Genomic DNA, 17018 nt, shown 5'->3' on the forward strand with positions numbered 1-17018 from the left:
CATCCATGCTCCCTTCCCCCGACCTCATCGCACAGCTGGACCAAAGCACGGACCAGCTCAAGCGCGCGCGCCTGCGCAACATGCAGTGGCTGGCCGTCGGCTTGCTGCTGCTCGCCGCGCTGGTGTTTGCCGTGGCCCGCTCGCAGCGCGGCGGCCACCCCGCCTGGGGCTATGTGGAAGCATTCGCCGAAGCGGCGATGGTGGGCGCGATCGCCGACTGGTTCGCCGTCGTCGCCCTGTTCCGCCACCCGCTGGGCATCCCCTTGTGGCATACGGCCATCATCCCGAACAGCAAGGCGGACATCGGCCGCAGCCTGGGCGCCTTCGTGGAAAACCATTTCATTACCGAGCAAGGCATCGCCGAACGCATCGCACAAGCCGATCCCGCCGCGCGCCTGGGCACCTGGCTGGCGGACGAGGGCCACGCGCGGCAGCTGGGCATGGCCAGCGCCGGCGTGATGAAACAGCTGCTGGCGATGGCCGACCATGAGAAGCTGGGCCGCCTGCTGCGTGAGCAGGCCAGCAGCTACCTGGGCCAATTGAATCTGTCGGAGGTGGCGGCCGACTGCCTCGACGCGCTGATCGCCGACGGCAAGCCGCAGGAGCTGCTGGACTTCCTGCTCGACCGCAGCGCCGCCTACCTGGACGACGAGGTACACCACGCCGCCATCGGCGACTTCGTGCTGGGCGCCTTCCAGATCGAGAACACGCTGGTGAAAAAGGCCGTGAAAGCGTATGAGCCGCGCATGATCGCCTCGCTGCAAAAGTTTGCCGTCGCCGTGCGCGTCGATGCGCAGCACCCGCTACGCCAGCGCGTCGCCGGCTGGATCGCCGACAGCGCCTTGCACCTGAAGGCCGATCCGCACTGGCAGGACACGGTGCGCCGCTACCAGCTGCGGCTGATCGCCAGCGATACGGTGCAAGCCATGCTGGGCGACGTCTGGAGCAACATCAGCACGCGCCTGCTGGCCGACCTGCACGCGGACCAGCCCGTGCTGGCGCAAGCCATCGCCAGCCTGGCGCGCAACACGGGCCAGGTGCTTGGCGCGGACAAAGCTGCGCGGGAATGGCTGAACGACGCCATCGTCGCCGGCAGCGGCACGCTGGTGCGCCGCTACCGGGGCGAAGTGGGCGCCTTCATCGCCGCCCGCCTGGACCTGTGGAGCAAGGACGAAATGAGCGAGCGCATCGAACTGGCCATCGGGCGCGACCTGCAATTCATCCGCATCAACGGCACCATCGTCGGCGGCCTGGCCGGCTTGCTGATTTACGCCGTCAGCCAGGCGTTTTAAGCACTCTTTACCAGCCTCGTCACGGACAACTGCTTGCGCGCCGCGGCAGCCCTGGCTGGCTGCCGTGCCGCCACGCCGGCCGCGACACTGCGCACCAGCTGGAAGGAATCAACCAAGGTCGCCAGTTGCATGGCCTGCTGCTGCATATCGGTCGCCGCGGCGGAGGCCTGTTCGACCAGGGCCGCATTTTGCTGCGTCACGTCATCCATCTGCGTGATGGCCTGGTTGATTTGCTCGATGCCCTCGCTCTGTTCCTGGCTGGCGGCCGTGATGTCGGCCATGTAACCGGCCACCTGGCGCACCGATTGTTCGATATCCCCCATGGTCTTGCCCGCATCCTGCACCAGCCGGCTGCCCACGCCCACCTTGTCCACCGAGTCGCCGATCAGCACCTTGATTTCCTTGGCCGCCTGGGCCGAGCGGTGCGCCAGGTTGCGCACCTCGGACGCCACCACGGCGAAGCCGCGTCCCTGCTCACCCGCGCGCGCCGCCTCCACGGCCGCATTCAGGGCCAGGATATTCGTCTGGAAGGCGATGCCATCGATCACGCCGATGATGTCGACGATCTTGCGCGAGCTTTCCTGGATCGATCCCATGGTGGCAATCACCTGCGACATGGCTTGCTCGCCCTTGTGCGCCGTCTCCGAGGCGGCGCTGACGAGGCGGTTCGCCTCCCGCGCATTATCGGCATTCTGCTTGACCGTTCCCGTCAGCTCTTCCATGGACGATGCCGTCTCTTCCAGCGCGCTCGCCTGCGACTCCGTGCGCTGCGACAGGTTCGCGTTGCCTTCGGCGATTTCCTGCGCGCCACGGCCGACCACGCCCGTCGATTCCTTGATTTGTCCAACCAGCAGCTTGACATTCGTCTGCAAGACGCGCAGCGCCTGTACCACCGCAGTCAGCTCGTCATTGCCGCTGGCGCTGATGCTGCCCGACAGATCGCCCGCGCTCATGCGCTCGATATCGCTGCGCATGCGCTGCAGCGGCGTCACGGCCGAGCGCTGCAAGGTATAGCCGCCGGCAGCGCAGGACACCACGCCGCACAGGGTAGTAAACAGCATCGGCATGCCGGCATGCCCGGCGGCCACGTAAGAGATGGCCGGCGCCGCGACGAAAAGCAGCGCCAGCGAGCCGAACACCAGGCCCAGCCTGGCGCGCAGCGACAGCTGCGCCATCGGGTTCAGGCGCCGCAAGACCGAGCGGTGCACGGCCACGCCTTCGCGCACTTCGAGCGTGCTGCTGCCTAGCTTGATGGCCCGGTAAGCTTGCTCGGCGGCGGCAACCTGTTCCCGGCTGGGTTTGACGCGGATCGATGTGTAGCCCACCATCTTGCCATGCTCCAGCATCGGCGCGGCATTCGCTTCCACCCAGTAGTAATCGCCATTCTTGCAGCGGTTCTTGACCATGCCCGTCCATGCCTTGCCGCTCTTGATGGTGCGCCAGAAGTCGGCGAACGCTTCGACCGGCATGTCCGGATGGCGCACGATGTTTTGCGGCGCGCCGATCAGCTCCTCGGCCGAAAAGCCGCTGATGTCGATGAAATCCTGGTTGACATAGGTGATGTTGCCCTGCAGGTCAGTCTTCGATACCACCGTCTGACCATCATGGAGCACATACTCCCTGTTCGTTACCGGCATATTTGTACGCATGTTCGTCTCCCCAATTCAGCACAACCGAATGGCGGCGCCATCCGGAAACCAGCCAGCTGACGCCCTGACCTCAGCAGCGTTCGCCTCTTCCCGCCCTGATGATGAACAAGTGCAAAGGCAGCACGCCCTCTGCATTTCTTTCTCTTATTCGCCATCTTTTTGATGTAGATCAAATTTATTTTGCTACATAAATTTACCAAATACAACATTTAATTTAAAAATTAAACGAATTTGTTATTTTTAATAACATTGAAAATGAGAAATTTGCCCGAGCCACAGAGGAAAACTGCTTGTTTTCTGGTGAATTGAGGGCCGTGATGGTAGTTGCGTCAGAAATACAAATCATTAAAATCATGAAATTCATTGCATTCAATTTTATTTGAGGTATGATGATTCCTAAGGGAAAACAAAAATGAGGCAGCGATAGCGTGGCCTTCGCCTTCCCAAGAAATCCGCATTCATGCAGGGGACAAGCACATGAACAAAATCCTGGCCTTGCGTCTGCTCGACGCCGCCGACGACGCCGCCGTCATCATCGATGCGGGTTCACGCATCCGCTATGCGAACGACGCCATGTATGCGCTGAGCGGTTATGCCCCGGGCAGCCTGTCGGGCCAGCAGATCGAGGCGCTGCTGCCCGACTCCGTGCGCAAGCAGCATGGCGCACGGATCGGCGCCTATCTGGCCGGCGAAAAGAAGTCCACGGTACTAGGACACAAGCGCCATTTCGCCATACGCCACCACGATGGCACCATGCTGCCCATCGTGCTCAAGGCCATGGACCTGGGCAAGCTGGACGATGAGAACTACCTGGGCGCCTTTTTCATCGACCAGCGCCATGAACGCGCCATCGAACAGCAGAATGCGGCCCGCTGGCAGCAGTTGCAGCGCATCGCCCTGAGCGATCCCCTGACCCACCTGCCCAACCGCCGCGCCTTCGAGATCGAAGCCGTACGTTCGGCCGCGCGGGCCAGTCGCGCGGGCAGTTCGATGAGCATCGGCATCGCCGACATCGATTTCTTCAAGAAGGTCAACGACCGGCATGGCCACGCCGCCGGCGACGCCGTGCTGCAAGCCATCGCGGCCGTGCTCCAGACCCAGGCACGGGCATCCGATGTCGTCGCCCGCGTGGGCGGCGAGGAATTCGGCTTGCTGTTCCCGCATACGGACATGGCCATGGCGCACCAGGTGGCCGAACGCATACGCCTTGCCGTGGCCGCAACGTGCGTCGCCTTCGAGCACACGCCCATCACGGTGACGATCAGCATCGGCCTGGCGCCGCTGCCGGCAGACGGCGACTGGAAAGCCGGCTTCATGCAAGCCGACGCCGCGCTGTACCAGGCCAAGAGCAATGGCCGCAACCGCACCGAGCAAGTTTGAGCACTACCCGGTAACCCCCGCAGTTTCATGCATCACGCATCACCTGACAGGAGCAAACACATGGAAACCACCACGACACATGCCGCGGCAGCGAGCCAGCTGGTACAAGCGGGCGCCCGGGAATTGCTGGTCTTTGGCCTGGGCAATGAGGAATACGCCATCGACATCGGCCTGGTACAGGAAATCCGCGGCTACGGCGCCGTGACCCGTATGGCCAATGCCCCCGCCTTCCTCAAGGGCTTCATCCACCTGCGCGGCAGCATCGTGCCGCTGATCGACCTGCGCATCGCACTGGGCCAGGCCGAGCCCGCGTATGACGCCTCGACCGTGGTGATCATCCTCATCTTCGCGCATGGCGCCACCGGCATCGTGGTCGACCGGGTGGCCGATGTGGTGCCGCTGGCCCCGGCACAGATCAAGCCCCCGCCGCAGCTGCACGGCTCGGCGATGGCCGGCCATGTCACGGCCATCGGCAGCCTGGACGAACGCATGCTGATCGTGCTCGACATGGACAGCCTGCTGTCAGGCCTGGGCGTGCAAGCCACGGGCAAACTGGCGGCTTGAGCCAGCCATCGCCATTTCGCCCTGCAGCCTGACCGCCATCCGCCGGAGACACCATGAGCATCCTGATCGTCGATGACAACGACACTAACCTGAGCCTGCTATCGACGCTGGCGCGCAAGGCCAGCAGCATCGAACCCGTCTGCATGAACGACCCCATCGATGCGTTGACCTGGTGCGAGTCGCATGTGCCGGACCTGGTCCTGCTCGACTACCGGATGCCCAGCCTGTCAGGCAATGAATTTCTCAGCATCTTCCGCAAGATGCAGGGCATGGCCGACATCCCCATCATCATGGTCACCACCGAGAACGACCGCGCCGTGCGCAAGCAGGCCTTTTCGCTCGGTGTCACGGAGTTTCTCACCAAGCCCGTCGACACCATCGAGTTCAGCCTGCGCGTGCGCAATCTGCTGTCCCTGCGCACGGCGCAAACCATGCTGGCCGACCGCGCCAAGCTGCTCGAGCATGAAGTGAGCGAGGCCATCGCCAACGTCACGGCGCGCGAGATGGAACTGGTCACGCGCCTGGCGCGGGCGGCCGAATTCCGCGACCCCGAAACGGGCGCCCACATCATGCGCATGGCGCGCTATTCGGCGCTGATCGCCAGGAACCTGGGCATGGATGCGCAATGGCAGGACCTGCTGCTCAAGGCTGCGCCCATGCACGACGTGGGCAAGCTGGCCACGCCCGACCATATCCTGCTCAAGCCGGGCCGGCTGGACCCCGAGGAAATGGCCATCATGCGCCAGCATGCGGAAATCGGCGGCAAGATCCTCGCCGGCAGCGATTCGCCGCTGATCCAGCTGGCCGAGCAAATCGCCTGCGGCCACCACGAAAAATACGACGGCAGCGGCTATCCGCGTGGCCTGGCGGGCGAACAGATACCGCTGTCGGCGCGCATCGTCGCCGTGGCCGATGTCTTCGACGCGCTCACGTCGGAACGCCCGTACAAGCCGGCCTGGCCCGTGGAACAGGCGCGCCTGTTCCTGCAACAGAACAAAGGCAGCCATTTCTGCCCGCACTGCATCGACGCCTTCCTGGGCGCCTGGGACGAGGTGCTCGATATCCGCAACAGCCTGCCCGACCCCGTCCAGCACCACGCCCACCCACTGTAAGCGAGGACCCTGCCATGCGCGTGCAACAACTGATCCTGAAAAACCGTGCCGACATCGATGCCGCACTGGCGCCCCTGGCCGCCATGGCGCCCGACCTGGTGTTGGTGTTTGGCGCCTGCGCCTATTTCTCCACCCCCGAACTGACGGCGGCGCTGCGCCGCCAACTGCCCGCCGCCGTGATCGCCGGCTGCTCCACTGCTGGCGAGATCGCCGGCAAGCGAGTCTACGACGACAGCTGCGTCATCACCGCCATCCGCTTTGCCCACACCACGGTGGCGATTGCCGACGCCATCATCTGCGACATGGCGGACTCGTACGAGGCGGGCGAGCGCCTGGCGCAGGCGCTGCCGCAGGATGGTCTGGCGGCGGTCTTCATGCTGGGCACGGGCGTGGCCATCAACGGCAGCGCCGTGATTGCCGGCCTGCAGGCGCATCTGCCGCCGGGCGTCACCATATCGGGCGGGCTGGCCGCCGACGGCGGCGCCTTCCGCCAGACCTGGACCCTGGGTCCGCGCGGCGCGGCCGACAATACCATCGTCGCCGTCGGCCTGTACGGCGAGCATATCCGCCTCGGCTACGGCAGCCATGCGGGCTGGGAAGCGTTCGGCCCGGCGCGCAAGGTGACGCGCTGCGTCGACAACGTGCTGTATGGCCTCGATGGCGCGCGGGCGCTGGACATCTACAAACTGTACCTGGGCGACTATGCGCGCGACCTGCCCGGCTCGGGCTTGCTGTTCCCGTTTGAAATGCTCTCGGCGGCGCATGAAAAAAGCAATGTGTTTCGCACCATCCTCGCCGTCGATGAAGCACAGGGTTCGCTGACACTGGCCGGTGACATCCTCGCCGACGGCTACCTGAAACTGATGCATTCCAGTACCAACCGGCTGATCGACGGGGCCGAAATGGCCGCGCGCGGTGTCCAGCGCCACGCCGATACGCCGGGCGACCAGCTGGCCCTGCTGGTCAGCTGCGTGGGGCGCAAGCTGGTCATGGGCGACCGGGTCGAGGAAGAGGTCGAAGCGGTGGCCGACGTGCTGGGCAGCGGCGCCACCTGTATCGCCGGCTTTTACTCCAACGGCGAAATCGGCATCACGCAGCCGCATGGCGCATGCCAGTTGCATAACCAGACGATGACCGTGACTGTGCTGAGCGAAACATGAACCGCACCCTGGCACGCCAATTGAGCCGCGTTTGCGATATCGACTCGGAAAGCGCCTGCATCGCCTTGCTGGAACAGGCCCAGGCCTTGGCGGCGCAAGCGGGCATGCCGCCCGAACTGGCCGCTTTCCTGGCCGGCCTGCCGGCCCTGCTGCTGCGCATCGACAGCACCTACGAACAGGCCGAACGCGATTTGGACTTGCGCTCGCGCAGCCTGGAACTGAGTTCGACAGAACTGAGCATGACCAATGACCTGCTGCGCACGGAACTGGCCAGCCGCAACCGCGTCCTGCAATCGCTGCGCATGGCGGCCGTGCGCCTGCTCGACAACGACGATTCCGGCCTGCGCCTGCCGCAGGAAGGCGATATCGAGGGCCTCTCGGTGCTGCTCACCGAGCTGATATCGCTGCAGGAACTGCGCCGCATCGAACTGCAAAACCAGCGCTTTGCGATGGACCAGCATGCCATTATCAGCATCACCGACACGGCCGGCGTCATCATTTACGTCAACGACAAGTTCTGCGCCATCAGCGGGTACACGCGCGAAGAGCTGATCGGCAAGACGCACCGCCTGATCAATTCGCGCACGCATCCTGACGCCTTCTTTGCGCAGATGTGGCAAACCATCACCACGGGCCAGGTCTGGCATGGCGAAATCTGCAACCACGCCAAGGATGGCGGGCAATATTGGGTCGACGCGACCATCGTGCCCTTCCTCGACGCCGCCGGCGAACCCTATCAGTACATCGCCATCCGCACGGAAATCAGCGACAGCAAGCGCATGGCCGAGACCATCGCGAAAAGCGAGCGCGAATACCGCAACGTCGTCAACAGCCTCAATGAAGTGGTCTTCCGCACCGACTTGAACGGCGCCTGGACCTTCCTGAACCCCGCCTGGCACACCATCACCGGCTTCGGCGCCGCCGACAGCCTGGGCAAGAATGTGCTGCAATTCATCGATGCGCGCGACCGGGAGCGCGCCGCCGCCGGCCTGTCCCAGCTGCTGGGTGGCCAGGTGGACAGCATGCGCCATGAAGCGCGCTACGTCACCTGCGACGGCAACGTGCGCTGGATCGATGTGTGCGCGCGCGCCGAGCGCGATGGACAGGATCGGCTGGCCGGCATCACCGGCAGCCTGACCGACATCACGGAACGGCGCCTGGCGGCGCGCGAGCTGCGGCACAACCTCAACTTCGTCGACGCGCTGATCGAAACCATCCCGATCCCCCTTTACCTGAAGGATGTACAGGGGCGCTACCTGCGCGCCAACCGCGCCTTCTGCGCCTTCTTTCATCTCGACCAGGCGCGCATCCCGGGCCTGACGGTGGCGGACATTCTGCCGCGGCAGGAGGCACAGCAAGCGCGGCGGCACGACCTGGAACTGCTGCAGGACCGGGGCAACCAGACGTATGAAGAGCGGCTGACCATCGGGACGCGCCAGATCGATGTCCTGTGCAGCAAGGCGGCCCTGCTGAAGTCCGATGGCAGCCTGCACGGCCTGGTGGGCACCATCGTCGACATTTCCAGCCAAAAGGCGGCTGAACGGGCCCTGCTGCTGGCCAAGGAAGTGGCCGAATCGGCCAGCCGCTCGAAGAGCGAATTCCTGGCCAACATGAGCCACGAAATCCGCACACCGATGAACGGCATCCTGGGCATGACGGACCTGGTGCTCGATTCCGAACTCGACGTCCACCAGCGCAAATACCTGGGAATCGTCAAGGCTTCGGCCGACGCCCTGCTGTGCATTATCAACGACATCCTCGATTTCTCGAAGATCGAGGCGGGCATGCTGACCCTGGAAAGCATCCCTTTCGACTTGCGCCAGTTGATGCAGGAAACCATGCGCGCACTAGCCTTGCGGGCCCAGGCCAGCGGCCTGGAACTGGTGCTCGACATCGATCCCGCGCTGCCGCACACCTTGCTCGGCGACCCTGGCCGGCTGCGCCAGATACTCACCAACCTGGCGGGCAACGCCATCAAGTTCACGCCGCGCGGCGAGGTGAATGTCAGTGCCCAGCTGCGCGCCAGCGCCGATGGCATGGCCCAGCTGCAGCTGTGCGTGCGCGACACCGGCATCGGCATCGCCGCCGACATGCAGGAGGCCGTCTTCGACGCCTTCCAGCAGGAAGACGGCTCGACCACGCGGCGCTTCGGCGGCACAGGATTGGGCCTGTCGATCACGCGCCGCCTGGTGACCATGATGGGCGGCGGCATCGGCCTGGCGAGCGAACTGGGCAAGGGCAGCAGCTTCAGCGTGAACCTGGCCCTGCCCATCGGCGAGCATCAGCCTTGCCTGCCGCCGCCGGGTGCCTCGCTGGCGGCGCGGGCGATCCTGCTGGTCGACGACAATTCCAGCAGCCTGACCATCCTGCGCAAGATCTTCGAACACAGCGGTGCCAGCGTCACCGCCTGCGAGTCGGGCGAGGCGGCGCTGGAGCACTGCCGCAGCGCCCTGCCGGCCGACTGCATCGTCATGGACTTTTCCATGCCCGGCATGAATGGCTTCGACACGGCGTCGGCGCTGGCCGCCCTGCCCCACTGGAGCCAGGTGCCCATCGTCATGCTATCGTCCAGCGGCAGCCTGGGCGACGCGGCGCGCTGCCGCGAACTGGGTATCGACGGCTATTTGCTCAAGCCGGCCAGCCCCGAAGAGTTGCTGGCCATCACCAAGAGCGTGCTGGGCACTTGCCGCGGCATGCCCTGCGCTACGCCCGTGGTGACGCGCCATTGCGTGCGCGAAGGCTCGCCCAGCCTGGACATTCTGCTGGTCGAGGACAACGCCATGAACCGAGAACTGGCCACCGTGCTGCTGTCGAATGCGGGCCACCGGGTCACGCATGCGGCGAATGGCCGCGAAGCGCTCGAGTGCCAGGCCGCCAGCCACTTCGACCTGATCCTGATGGACTTGCAGATGCCGGAAATGGGTGGTTTCGAAGCCACCGCGCAGATACGCCAGCGCGAAGCGCAAGGCATGCCGAAGAGCGTCATCATCGCCATGACGGCCAGCGCCTTCGAAGGCGACCGCGAACGCTGCATCGCCGGCGGCATGGACGATTACCTGTCCAAGCCTTTCCGCACCGCCGCCTTCCAGAGCCTGATCGAGCAGCATGTGTCGCACATCAGCAAGCCGACGCTGCCGTCCGCCATGACGCCGGCCACGACAGTACCGGCAAGCGCCAGCGCGCCACGCTTCGACTACGCCGCCGCGCTGGCGAACGCCGACGCCGACGTGATCGGCATCATCGGCGCCTCCTTCCTGGCCGGCTTGCCGGAGCAGCTGAGCGCCTTGCGCGCAGCCCTGCAGGCGGACGACCGGCCCACCGCGAGCCGGCAGGCACATACCCTGGCCGGCTTGCTGGCCAACTTCCATGCCATCCCCGCCGTCGCCATCGCCGCAGCCATCGAGCGCGAAGCGGCACAGGCCCCGCAGGCAGCCTTGCTGGCGCGGCACGCTGCGCTGGAGGAACAGCTGCGGCTGTTCCTGCAGGAAACGGGCGCGGCCATCCAGGCGACAAGCCGGACGCTGCACGCATCCGGACAAACTTGATGTAGATCATAATTTTTTGAACAAGCTCTTGCTATCCTGTAAAAAAATGACAGGAGTGCTGAATGAGCAAGACGCAGCCGAGCAATGCGGAACAACAAGTTGAACATGAGCGCCAGGGCAGCGCCTGGCAAGGCGTGCCGGCGCCCGACTATCCGGAGAGCGTGCCCGAAGGCGCCACCCTGGACCTGCTGCTGAACGCCTGGCTGGGCAAGTTTACGGGCGGCATTTCGCCGGCCGCGCTGGGCAACGCCTATGCCGACTGGCTCAGCCACCTGGCGCTGGCGCCATCGAAGCAGCTGACCCTGCTGCAGGAAGCGTGGAAGAAGATCGGCCGCTGGCAGCAGTACGCGCTGCAATCCGCGCTGCAGTCGGCGCAGAGCGGCAGCGCCAGTGCGCCGCCGTGCATCGCGCCGCTGCCGCAGGACCGGCGCTTCGAGGACCCCGCGTGGCAGCGCTGGCCGTACAACCTGGCATACCAGGGCTTCTTGCTGCAGCAGCAGTGGTGGCACCGTGCCACCACGGGCGTGCGCGGCGTCTCGCCGCACCACGAAGATGTCGTCACGTTCACCGTGCGCCAGTGGCTCGACATGCTGGCGCCGTCGAACTTCATGCTGACCAATCCCGTGGTGCAGCAAACAACCCTGGCGAGCGGTGGCGCCAACCTGGCGAACGGCGCGCAGCACCTGGCCGACGACTGGCGCCGCGCCGCCATGGGCGCGCATGCGCCCGACCAGCGCAGCTACAAGGCAGGCGAGAACGTGGCCGTCACGCCCGGCAAGGTGGTTTACCGCAATGACCTGATCGAGCTGCTGCAGTACGCGCCGGCGACGGCCAGCGTGCATGCCACGCCGCTGCTGTTCGTGCCGGCGTGGATCATGAAATACTACATACTCGACCTGTCGCCGCACAATTCGCTGGTGCGCCACCTGGTGCAGCAGGGCCACACGGTGTTCATGATTTCATGGAAAAATCCCCTCGAAGAAGACCGCGAGCTGTCGCTGGAAGACTACCGCCAGTTGGGCGTGATGGACGCGCTCGACGCCGTTGCCCGCATCACGGGCGCGCCGCAGGTGCACGCGACCGGCTACTGCCTGGGCGGCACCCTGCTGGCGATTGCCGCCGCGACGATGGCGCGCGACGGCGATGCGCGCCTGGCCAGCCTCACCATGCTGGCGTCGCAGGTGGACTTCAAGGAACCGGGCGAACTGTCGCTGTTCATCGACGAGAGCCAGGTCAGCTTCCTGGAAGCGGCCATGTGGAAGCAGGGTTATCTCGACACGAAGCAGATGGCGGGCGCCTTCCAGCTGCTGCGTTCGAACGACCTGATCTGGTCGCGCCGATTGAACCACTATCTGCTCGGCCTCGATGAGCAGGACAGCGACCTGATGGCCTGGAATGCGGACGCCACGCGCATGCCCTGCCGCATGCATTCGGAATACCTGCGCCGTTTGTTCCTGCACAACGACCTGGCCGAAGGGCGCTACCGCACGGCAGGGCGGCACATCGCCCTGCCCGACATCGATGCCCCCATCTTTGCCGTCGGCACCCTGACGGACCACGTGGCGCCATGGCGCTCCGTGTATAAACTGCAGCTGCTGACCGACACCGACGTCACCTTCCTGCTCACCTCGGGCGGCCACAATGCGGGCGTGGTCTCGCCGCCGGGCCAGGCGCGCCGCAGCTACCAGCTGGCCACGCACCCCCACGACGCACCCTACATCGACGCGGACAGCTGGCAGCGCGAGGTGCCACACCACGACGGCTCCTGGTGGCCCGCCTGGCAAGCCTGGATGGCAGAGCGCTCGGGCGCGCAGGTGGCGCCGCCGGCCATGGGACCCGACCTGGGCGACGCGCCGGGCAACTACGTGCTGCAGACTTGACAACCGACTTCCGACAACCGAGGAAAACGCCATGCCCTACACTACCCTGCTGGTCCACGTCGACAATTCCCGCCACTGCGCCCAGCGCATCCGCCTGGCCGTGCGCCTGGCCGTCGCCGAAGGCGCGCACCTGATCGGTTCGGCCATGAGCGGCATCTCGCGCTATGCGTATGGCGGCGGCGTCAACGCGCTGCAGTTTGCGCCGGCGCAGATGCAGGCGCTGCGCAGCCAGGCCAGCGAGGCCTTGCATGAATTCGAGCGCATCGCCCGCGAAGAAGGCCTGGGCACCTACGAAACGCGCTTCGTCGACGACGACGCGCAAGGCGCGCTGCTGCTGCAGGCGCGCTATTGCGACTTGCTGATCCTCGGCCAGACGGACGCGCAGGATACGCCCTCGCGCGTCATCGCCGGCACGCCCGAATACCTGATGCTGCATTGCGGCCGGCCCGTGCTGATGGTGCCGCACATGCCGTCCGCCGCGCTATCGGATACCGCGCAGCACCCGCTGCTGGCCTGGAACGGCAGCGCCGAAGCGCTGCGCGCCATCACCGATGCGCTGCCGCTGCTGCAACGCGCGCGGCAGGTGACCCTGGCCGTCGTCAATTCGCACGCCCAGCCGGCCGCGCACGGCGAGCAGCCGGGTGCCGACCTGGCCCTGTACCTGGCGCGTCACGGCGTCAACGTCGAGGTGCTGCAGCACGACACGCCGCCGGGCCAGGACGTGGGCGCGGCGCTGCTGGCCATGGCCGCGCAGCGCCAGTGCGACCTGGTTGTGATGGGCTGCTACGGCCACATGCGCCTGCGCGAAGCGCTGCTGGGCGGCGTCACGCGCACGGTGCTGCAGGACATGCGCTTGCCGGTGCTGGTGTCGCACTGACAGCGTCAGGCTGCCGTGGCGCCGAACAGCGCCCCGATGCCCGATGCCGCCGCCATCGACAGCGCGCTCCAGAACACCACGCGCAGCACGCCACGGCCCACGCGCGCGCCGCCGGCCCTGGCGGCCAGGCCGCCCAGCAGGGCCAGCGATAGCAGCGACGCCACGACGATGGCTGGCGCCAGCATCGACAGCGGCGCCAGCAACACCACCAGCAGCGGCAACGCCGCACCGACGGCAAAACTGAGCGCCGAAGCGAGCGCCGCCTGCAGCGGGCGCGCGCGCATGCTCTCCGTGATGCCCAGTTCATCGCGCGCATGCGCGCCGATCGCATCGTGCGCCGTCAGCGCCCTGGCCACTTGCGCGGCCAGCGCCGGCGCCAGGCCGCGCGCCACATAAATGTGCGTCAGCTCGTGCAGCTCCCCCTTGGGATCGCCGAGCAGCTCGCCGCCCTCGCGCTCCAGCGCCGCCTGTTCCGTATCGGCCTGCGATTGCACCGACACATATTCGCCCGTGGCCATCGACATGGCGCCCGCCACCAGGCCCGCCACGCCGGCCACCAGGATGCTGTCGTGCGTGGCGTGGGACGCCACGACACCCAGCACCAGGCTGGCCGTCGAGACGATGCCGTCATTGGCGCCCAGCACGGCGGCGCGCAGCCAGCCCACGTTGTCCATCCGGTGAAACTCGCGGTGTCGCAATGGCATATTCGCTCCTTTATGCTGGAAAGGCCGCGTCGGTGGGCACGGGAAAGCGCACCGTCACCACCAGGCCAGCGCCATCGTGGCCGGCGGCCAGCTGCACGCTGGCACCATGCGTTTCGGCGATGCGCCGCACGATCGACAAGCCCAGGCCGCTGCCCGGCTGCTGCGCGCCGGCGGCGCGAAAAAAGCGTTCGAACACGCGCTCGCGCAGCTGCTCGGCGATACCGGGCCCCGTGTCGCTCACGCGCAGCAGCACGCCGTCGGCCTCGGTGCGGCAGGCCAGCACCAGCGTGCCGCCGGCCGGGGTGTAGCGCATGGCATTGTCCATCAGATTGCGCGCCAGGATCAGGACATGGTCGAGCTGCAAACGGCACGGCGCCGTGGCCAGGTCGGCCCGCAGCAGCAAATCCTGGCGCTGCGCCTGCGCCATCCAGGCGGGCAGCTGTTCGGCCAGCACGGCGGCCAGGTCCAGCACGGGCAGGTCGGGCGGCGGCTGCGACTGCGGGTCGAGCCGGGACAAGGTCAGCAACTGCCCCACCAGGCGCGTGGCGCGGTCCACGCTCAGGCCCAGGCCCATCACGGATTCCTTGCGCTCGGCGTCGCTGCGCGCGCGCTGCAGCACCTGCAGGTTGGTCTTGATGGCCGCCAGCGGCGTGCGCAGTTCATGCGCGGCATCGGCCGTGAAGCGCTGCTCCTGCTCGCGCGTCTGGCGCACGCGCACGAACAGGCGGTTGATAGCCTGCAGCAGCGGCTGCACTTCCAGCGGCGCACCCGTCACGCTGACGCTGGCAAGATCGTCGGGCGTGCGCAGCGCCACTTCATCGGCGCTACGGCGCAGGGCGCGAAACACGCGGTTGATGCTCCACCAGATGGCCAGCGCCGCCAGGGCCGCCATCGGCAAGCCGATGGCCAGCAGCTTCACGGCGAAGCGGCCGCTGATTTCCTGGCGGTGGCTGGCCGGTTCCGCCACCTGGATCTGCAGCTGCGCGTTGTGATTCCAGCTCGTGTAGATGCGCCACAGGCGGCCATCGTTGTCGTGCCAGCTGTAGCCCACATCGGCCGGCGCGGCGAACGCCTGATCCGGCGCGCCGGCGTTCTTGTACAGCAGGCGCTGCCGCGCATCCCACACCTGGAACAGCAGATACTGGCGGTGGTTGCGGTTCTGCGCCACCGGCATCACCAGCGACGCGCTCGCGCCATGCTCCTGCACCTCGTGCTCGGCCAAAGCGAGCAGCAAATGGCCCGTCTCGGCCAGCGACTGGTCGAACAGTTCCTGGCTTTCGCGCCCCGCTTCCAGATACACGATGGCGGCACTGAAGCCCCATAAGGTGAACGTCAGTCCCAGCAGCACGGCCAGCAGCGTGCGCCGCAGCGACCATGCGCCCGCGTTACCCGGGATGGCGGGCATCATGGACACGCCTGCACATCGGGCGTATCCGGCGTAGCGGGCTTGTCGATGCTGTAGCCGATGGCATGCACGGTGCGGATCAGCGCCTTGCCCAGTTTGCGCCGCAAATGGTGGATATGCACCTGCAGCGCGTTGCTGTCGACTTCCTCGCCCCAGCTGTAGACGCCCTCTTCCAGCTGCACGCGGCTCAGGATGCGCCCGCGCTGCTCGACGAGCATCAGCAGGATGCTGAACTCCTTGCCCGTCACGGGCACCTCCACGCCGCCCTGCCGCACCTGGCGCGCGGCGACGTCGATGACGATATCGCCGTGCACGAGTTCTTCGTGCGTGCGCCCGGCCGCGCGGCGGCAGGCGCTGCGCATGCGCGCCGCCAGCTCATCGAGGTCGAAGGGCTTGACGATGAAGTCATCCGCGCCCGCATCCAGGCCCGTCACCCGGTCGACGATCTGATCGCGCGCCGTGACGATCAGGATCGCCCCGTCATAGCCGCCGCGGCGCAAGGTCGCCAGCGCCTGCATGCCATCTTCGCCCGGCAGGGCCAGGTCGAGCAACAGACAGCCATAGCGGTGCAGGCGCACGGCCATATGCGCGCTTTCGGCCGACTGCACCCAGTCGACCGCATAGCCGGCCTGCTCCAGCCCCATCTGCGTGGCGCGCCCCAGCTGGGGATCGTCTTCTGTCAGCAATATACGCATCGTGGCCTGTCCTGTCTGGCTGTCCTGTCCGAATTTCATGCCGGCAGCGTAGGCGCCGGACATTAAGAACTTCTTAACATCCGCTGGCGACCATCGATACATCGTCCACTTCCGGCTGCCTCCCATGCCCGCCCCGTATCTTAACCGCTGGCGGCCAGATGCATCATCCACGCAACACAACGACAAGGAAACACCATGCACACCCACACTTTGAAGACGCAAGACTGGCGCTATGCGGCCCCTGCGCGCCTGCTGCACTGGCTGATGGCCGTGCTGATCCCCGCCATGCTGGCCCTGGGCTGGTATATGATGGAGGTCGAGGACGATCCCGGCAGCGAGGTATACTTCAATCTGCATAAATCGCTGGGCTTGCTGCTCCTGCTGCTGCTCGCCGCGCGCGCCGCCTGGCGCCTGGGACACGCGCCGGCTAGCCTGCCGCCGTCCGTGGCGCCGTGGCAAGCGCGCCTGTCACGCCTGGGGCATGGCTTGCTGTACGCGGGCATGCTGCTGGTGCCGGCGACTGGCCTGGCGGGAGCGCTGCTGAGCAAGAGCGGCGTGGCCTTCTTCGGCCTGGCCCTGCCGCGCTGGTTCGCGCCCGACCACGCCCTGGCCGAACAATGCTTCGAACTGCACGAACTGGGCGCCTGGACCCTGGCCGCCCTGATCGTCCTGCACGCCATTGCCGGCCTCAAGCATCTGCTGCTGGACAAGGACGGCGTCTTCCAGCGCATGCTGTAGACGGCTGGCGTGCCATG

Annotated in this window: 13 protein-coding genes; 9 read left to right on the forward strand and 4 right to left on the reverse strand. The window is 66.2% G+C overall.

What is annotated here, in order from left to right; all coding sequences use genetic code 11:
- Positions 1–5 precede the first annotated feature (5 nt).
- Positions 6–1292, forward strand: coding sequence for a DUF445 domain-containing protein (locus O0882_RS11815; RefSeq protein WP_289948117.1), 1287 nt, complete (start codon positions 6–8; stop codon positions 1290–1292).
- Here O0882_RS11815 and O0882_RS11820 read toward each other — a convergent pair.
- Positions 1289–2941 carry a PAS domain-containing methyl-accepting chemotaxis protein gene (locus O0882_RS11820; protein WP_289948118.1) on the reverse strand — a complete coding sequence of 551 codons (1653 nt, stop codon included), beginning with the start codon at positions 2939–2941 and terminating at the stop codon, positions 1289–1291. The two genes, O0882_RS11815 and O0882_RS11820, sit on opposite strands and share 4 nt — an antisense overlap.
- A 477-nt stretch (positions 2942–3418) precedes the next feature.
- Here O0882_RS11820 and O0882_RS11825 point away from each other — a divergent pair, with 477 nt between their 5' ends.
- The 7 genes from O0882_RS11825 (at position 3419) to O0882_RS11855 (ending at position 13459) form a co-directional block, all read left to right on the forward strand.
- Positions 3419–4321: a sensor domain-containing diguanylate cyclase gene (locus O0882_RS11825; RefSeq protein WP_289948119.1), complete on the forward strand. Its 903-nt coding sequence runs from the start codon at positions 3419–3421 to the stop codon at positions 4319–4321.
- A gap of 60 nt (positions 4322–4381) precedes the next feature.
- On the forward strand, positions 4382–4885 hold the full coding sequence (locus O0882_RS11830; RefSeq protein ID WP_289948121.1) for a chemotaxis protein CheW: 504 nt from the start codon (positions 4382–4384) through the stop codon (positions 4883–4885).
- A gap of 53 nt (positions 4886–4938) precedes the next feature.
- Positions 4939–5997: an HD domain-containing phosphohydrolase gene (locus tag O0882_RS11835; protein WP_289948123.1), complete on the forward strand. Its 1059-nt coding sequence runs from the start codon at positions 4939–4941 to the stop codon at positions 5995–5997.
- A 14-nt stretch (positions 5998–6011) separates the two neighbouring features.
- On the forward strand, positions 6012–7157 hold the full coding sequence (locus O0882_RS11840; protein WP_289948125.1) for an FIST N-terminal domain-containing protein: 1146 nt from the start codon (positions 6012–6014) through the stop codon (positions 7155–7157).
- On the forward strand, positions 7154–10702 hold the full coding sequence (locus O0882_RS11845; protein ID WP_289948127.1) for a PAS domain S-box protein: 3549 nt from the start codon (positions 7154–7156) through the stop codon (positions 10700–10702). Before O0882_RS11840 ends, O0882_RS11845 begins: the two co-directional genes overlap by 4 nt.
- A 62-nt stretch (positions 10703–10764) precedes the next feature.
- Positions 10765–12582: an alpha/beta fold hydrolase gene (locus O0882_RS11850; protein WP_289948128.1), complete on the forward strand. Its 1818-nt coding sequence runs from the start codon at positions 10765–10767 to the stop codon at positions 12580–12582.
- Positions 12583–12613: 31 nt separating this feature from the next.
- Positions 12614–13459 (forward strand): universal stress protein, encoded by an 846-nt coding sequence (locus O0882_RS11855; protein ID WP_289948130.1) that lies wholly within the window; start codon positions 12614–12616, stop codon positions 13457–13459.
- A 5-nt stretch (positions 13460–13464) separates the two neighbouring features.
- Here the strand turns inward: O0882_RS11855 and O0882_RS11860 are convergent, their stop codons facing one another.
- Genes O0882_RS11860 through O0882_RS11870 form a run of 3 tightly spaced genes read right to left on the reverse strand, consistent with a single transcriptional unit; the run spans position 13465 to position 16263 of the window.
- Entirely contained in the window at positions 13465–14163 is a 699-nt protein-coding gene (locus O0882_RS11860) for a VIT family protein (RefSeq protein ID WP_289948131.1), read from the reverse strand.
- Between the two features lie 10 nt (positions 14164–14173).
- Positions 14174–15571, reverse strand: a complete 1398-nt coding sequence (locus O0882_RS11865; RefSeq protein WP_289948133.1) for an ATP-binding protein — start codon at positions 15569–15571, stop codon at positions 14174–14176.
- Positions 15568–16263, reverse strand: a complete 696-nt coding sequence (locus O0882_RS11870; protein WP_289948475.1) for a response regulator — start codon at positions 16261–16263, stop codon at positions 15568–15570. Before O0882_RS11870 ends, O0882_RS11865 begins: the two co-directional genes overlap by 4 nt.
- A 195-nt stretch (positions 16264–16458) precedes the next feature.
- On the opposite strand from O0882_RS11870, the gene O0882_RS11875 reads away from it, so the two are divergent.
- Positions 16459–17001, forward strand: a complete 543-nt coding sequence (locus O0882_RS11875) for a cytochrome b (RefSeq protein WP_289948136.1) — start codon at positions 16459–16461, stop codon at positions 16999–17001.
- The last annotated feature ends 17 nt before the right edge of the window (positions 17002–17018 follow it).

The organism is Janthinobacterium sp. SUN073, assembly GCF_030397665.1.
Classification (GTDB): Bacteria; Pseudomonadota; Gammaproteobacteria; order Burkholderiales; family Burkholderiaceae_D; genus Janthinobacterium.

Bases quoted from the DNA above. Each gene is read 5' to 3' on its own strand.
- O0882_RS11815 (WP_289948117.1), top strand. From the start codon at position 6: ATGCTCCCTTCCCCCGACCTCATCGCACAGCTGGACCAAAGCACGGAC.
- O0882_RS11820 (WP_289948118.1), bottom strand. From the start codon at position 2,941: ATGCGTACAAATATGCCGGTAACGAACAGGGAGTATGTGCTCCATGAT.
- O0882_RS11825 (WP_289948119.1), top strand. From the start codon at position 3,419: ATGAACAAAATCCTGGCCTTGCGTCTGCTCGACGCCGCCGACGACGCC.
- O0882_RS11830 (WP_289948121.1), top strand. From the start codon at position 4,382: ATGGAAACCACCACGACACATGCCGCGGCAGCGAGCCAGCTGGTACAA.
- O0882_RS11835 (WP_289948123.1), top strand. From the start codon at position 4,939: ATGAGCATCCTGATCGTCGATGACAACGACACTAACCTGAGCCTGCTA.
- O0882_RS11840 (WP_289948125.1), top strand. From the start codon at position 6,012: ATGCGCGTGCAACAACTGATCCTGAAAAACCGTGCCGACATCGATGCC.
- O0882_RS11845 (WP_289948127.1), top strand. From the start codon at position 7,154: ATGAACCGCACCCTGGCACGCCAATTGAGCCGCGTTTGCGATATCGAC.
- O0882_RS11850 (WP_289948128.1), top strand. From the start codon at position 10,765: ATGAGCAAGACGCAGCCGAGCAATGCGGAACAACAAGTTGAACATGAG.
- O0882_RS11855 (WP_289948130.1), top strand. From the start codon at position 12,614: ATGCCCTACACTACCCTGCTGGTCCACGTCGACAATTCCCGCCACTGC.
- O0882_RS11860 (WP_289948131.1), bottom strand. From the start codon at position 14,163: ATGCCATTGCGACACCGCGAGTTTCACCGGATGGACAACGTGGGCTGG.
- O0882_RS11865 (WP_289948133.1), bottom strand. From the start codon at position 15,571: ATGATGCCCGCCATCCCGGGTAACGCGGGCGCATGGTCGCTGCGGCGC.
- O0882_RS11870 (WP_289948475.1), bottom strand. From the start codon at position 16,263: ATGCGTATATTGCTGACAGAAGACGATCCCCAGCTGGGGCGCGCCACG.
- O0882_RS11875 (WP_289948136.1), top strand. From the start codon at position 16,459: ATGCACACCCACACTTTGAAGACGCAAGACTGGCGCTATGCGGCCCCT.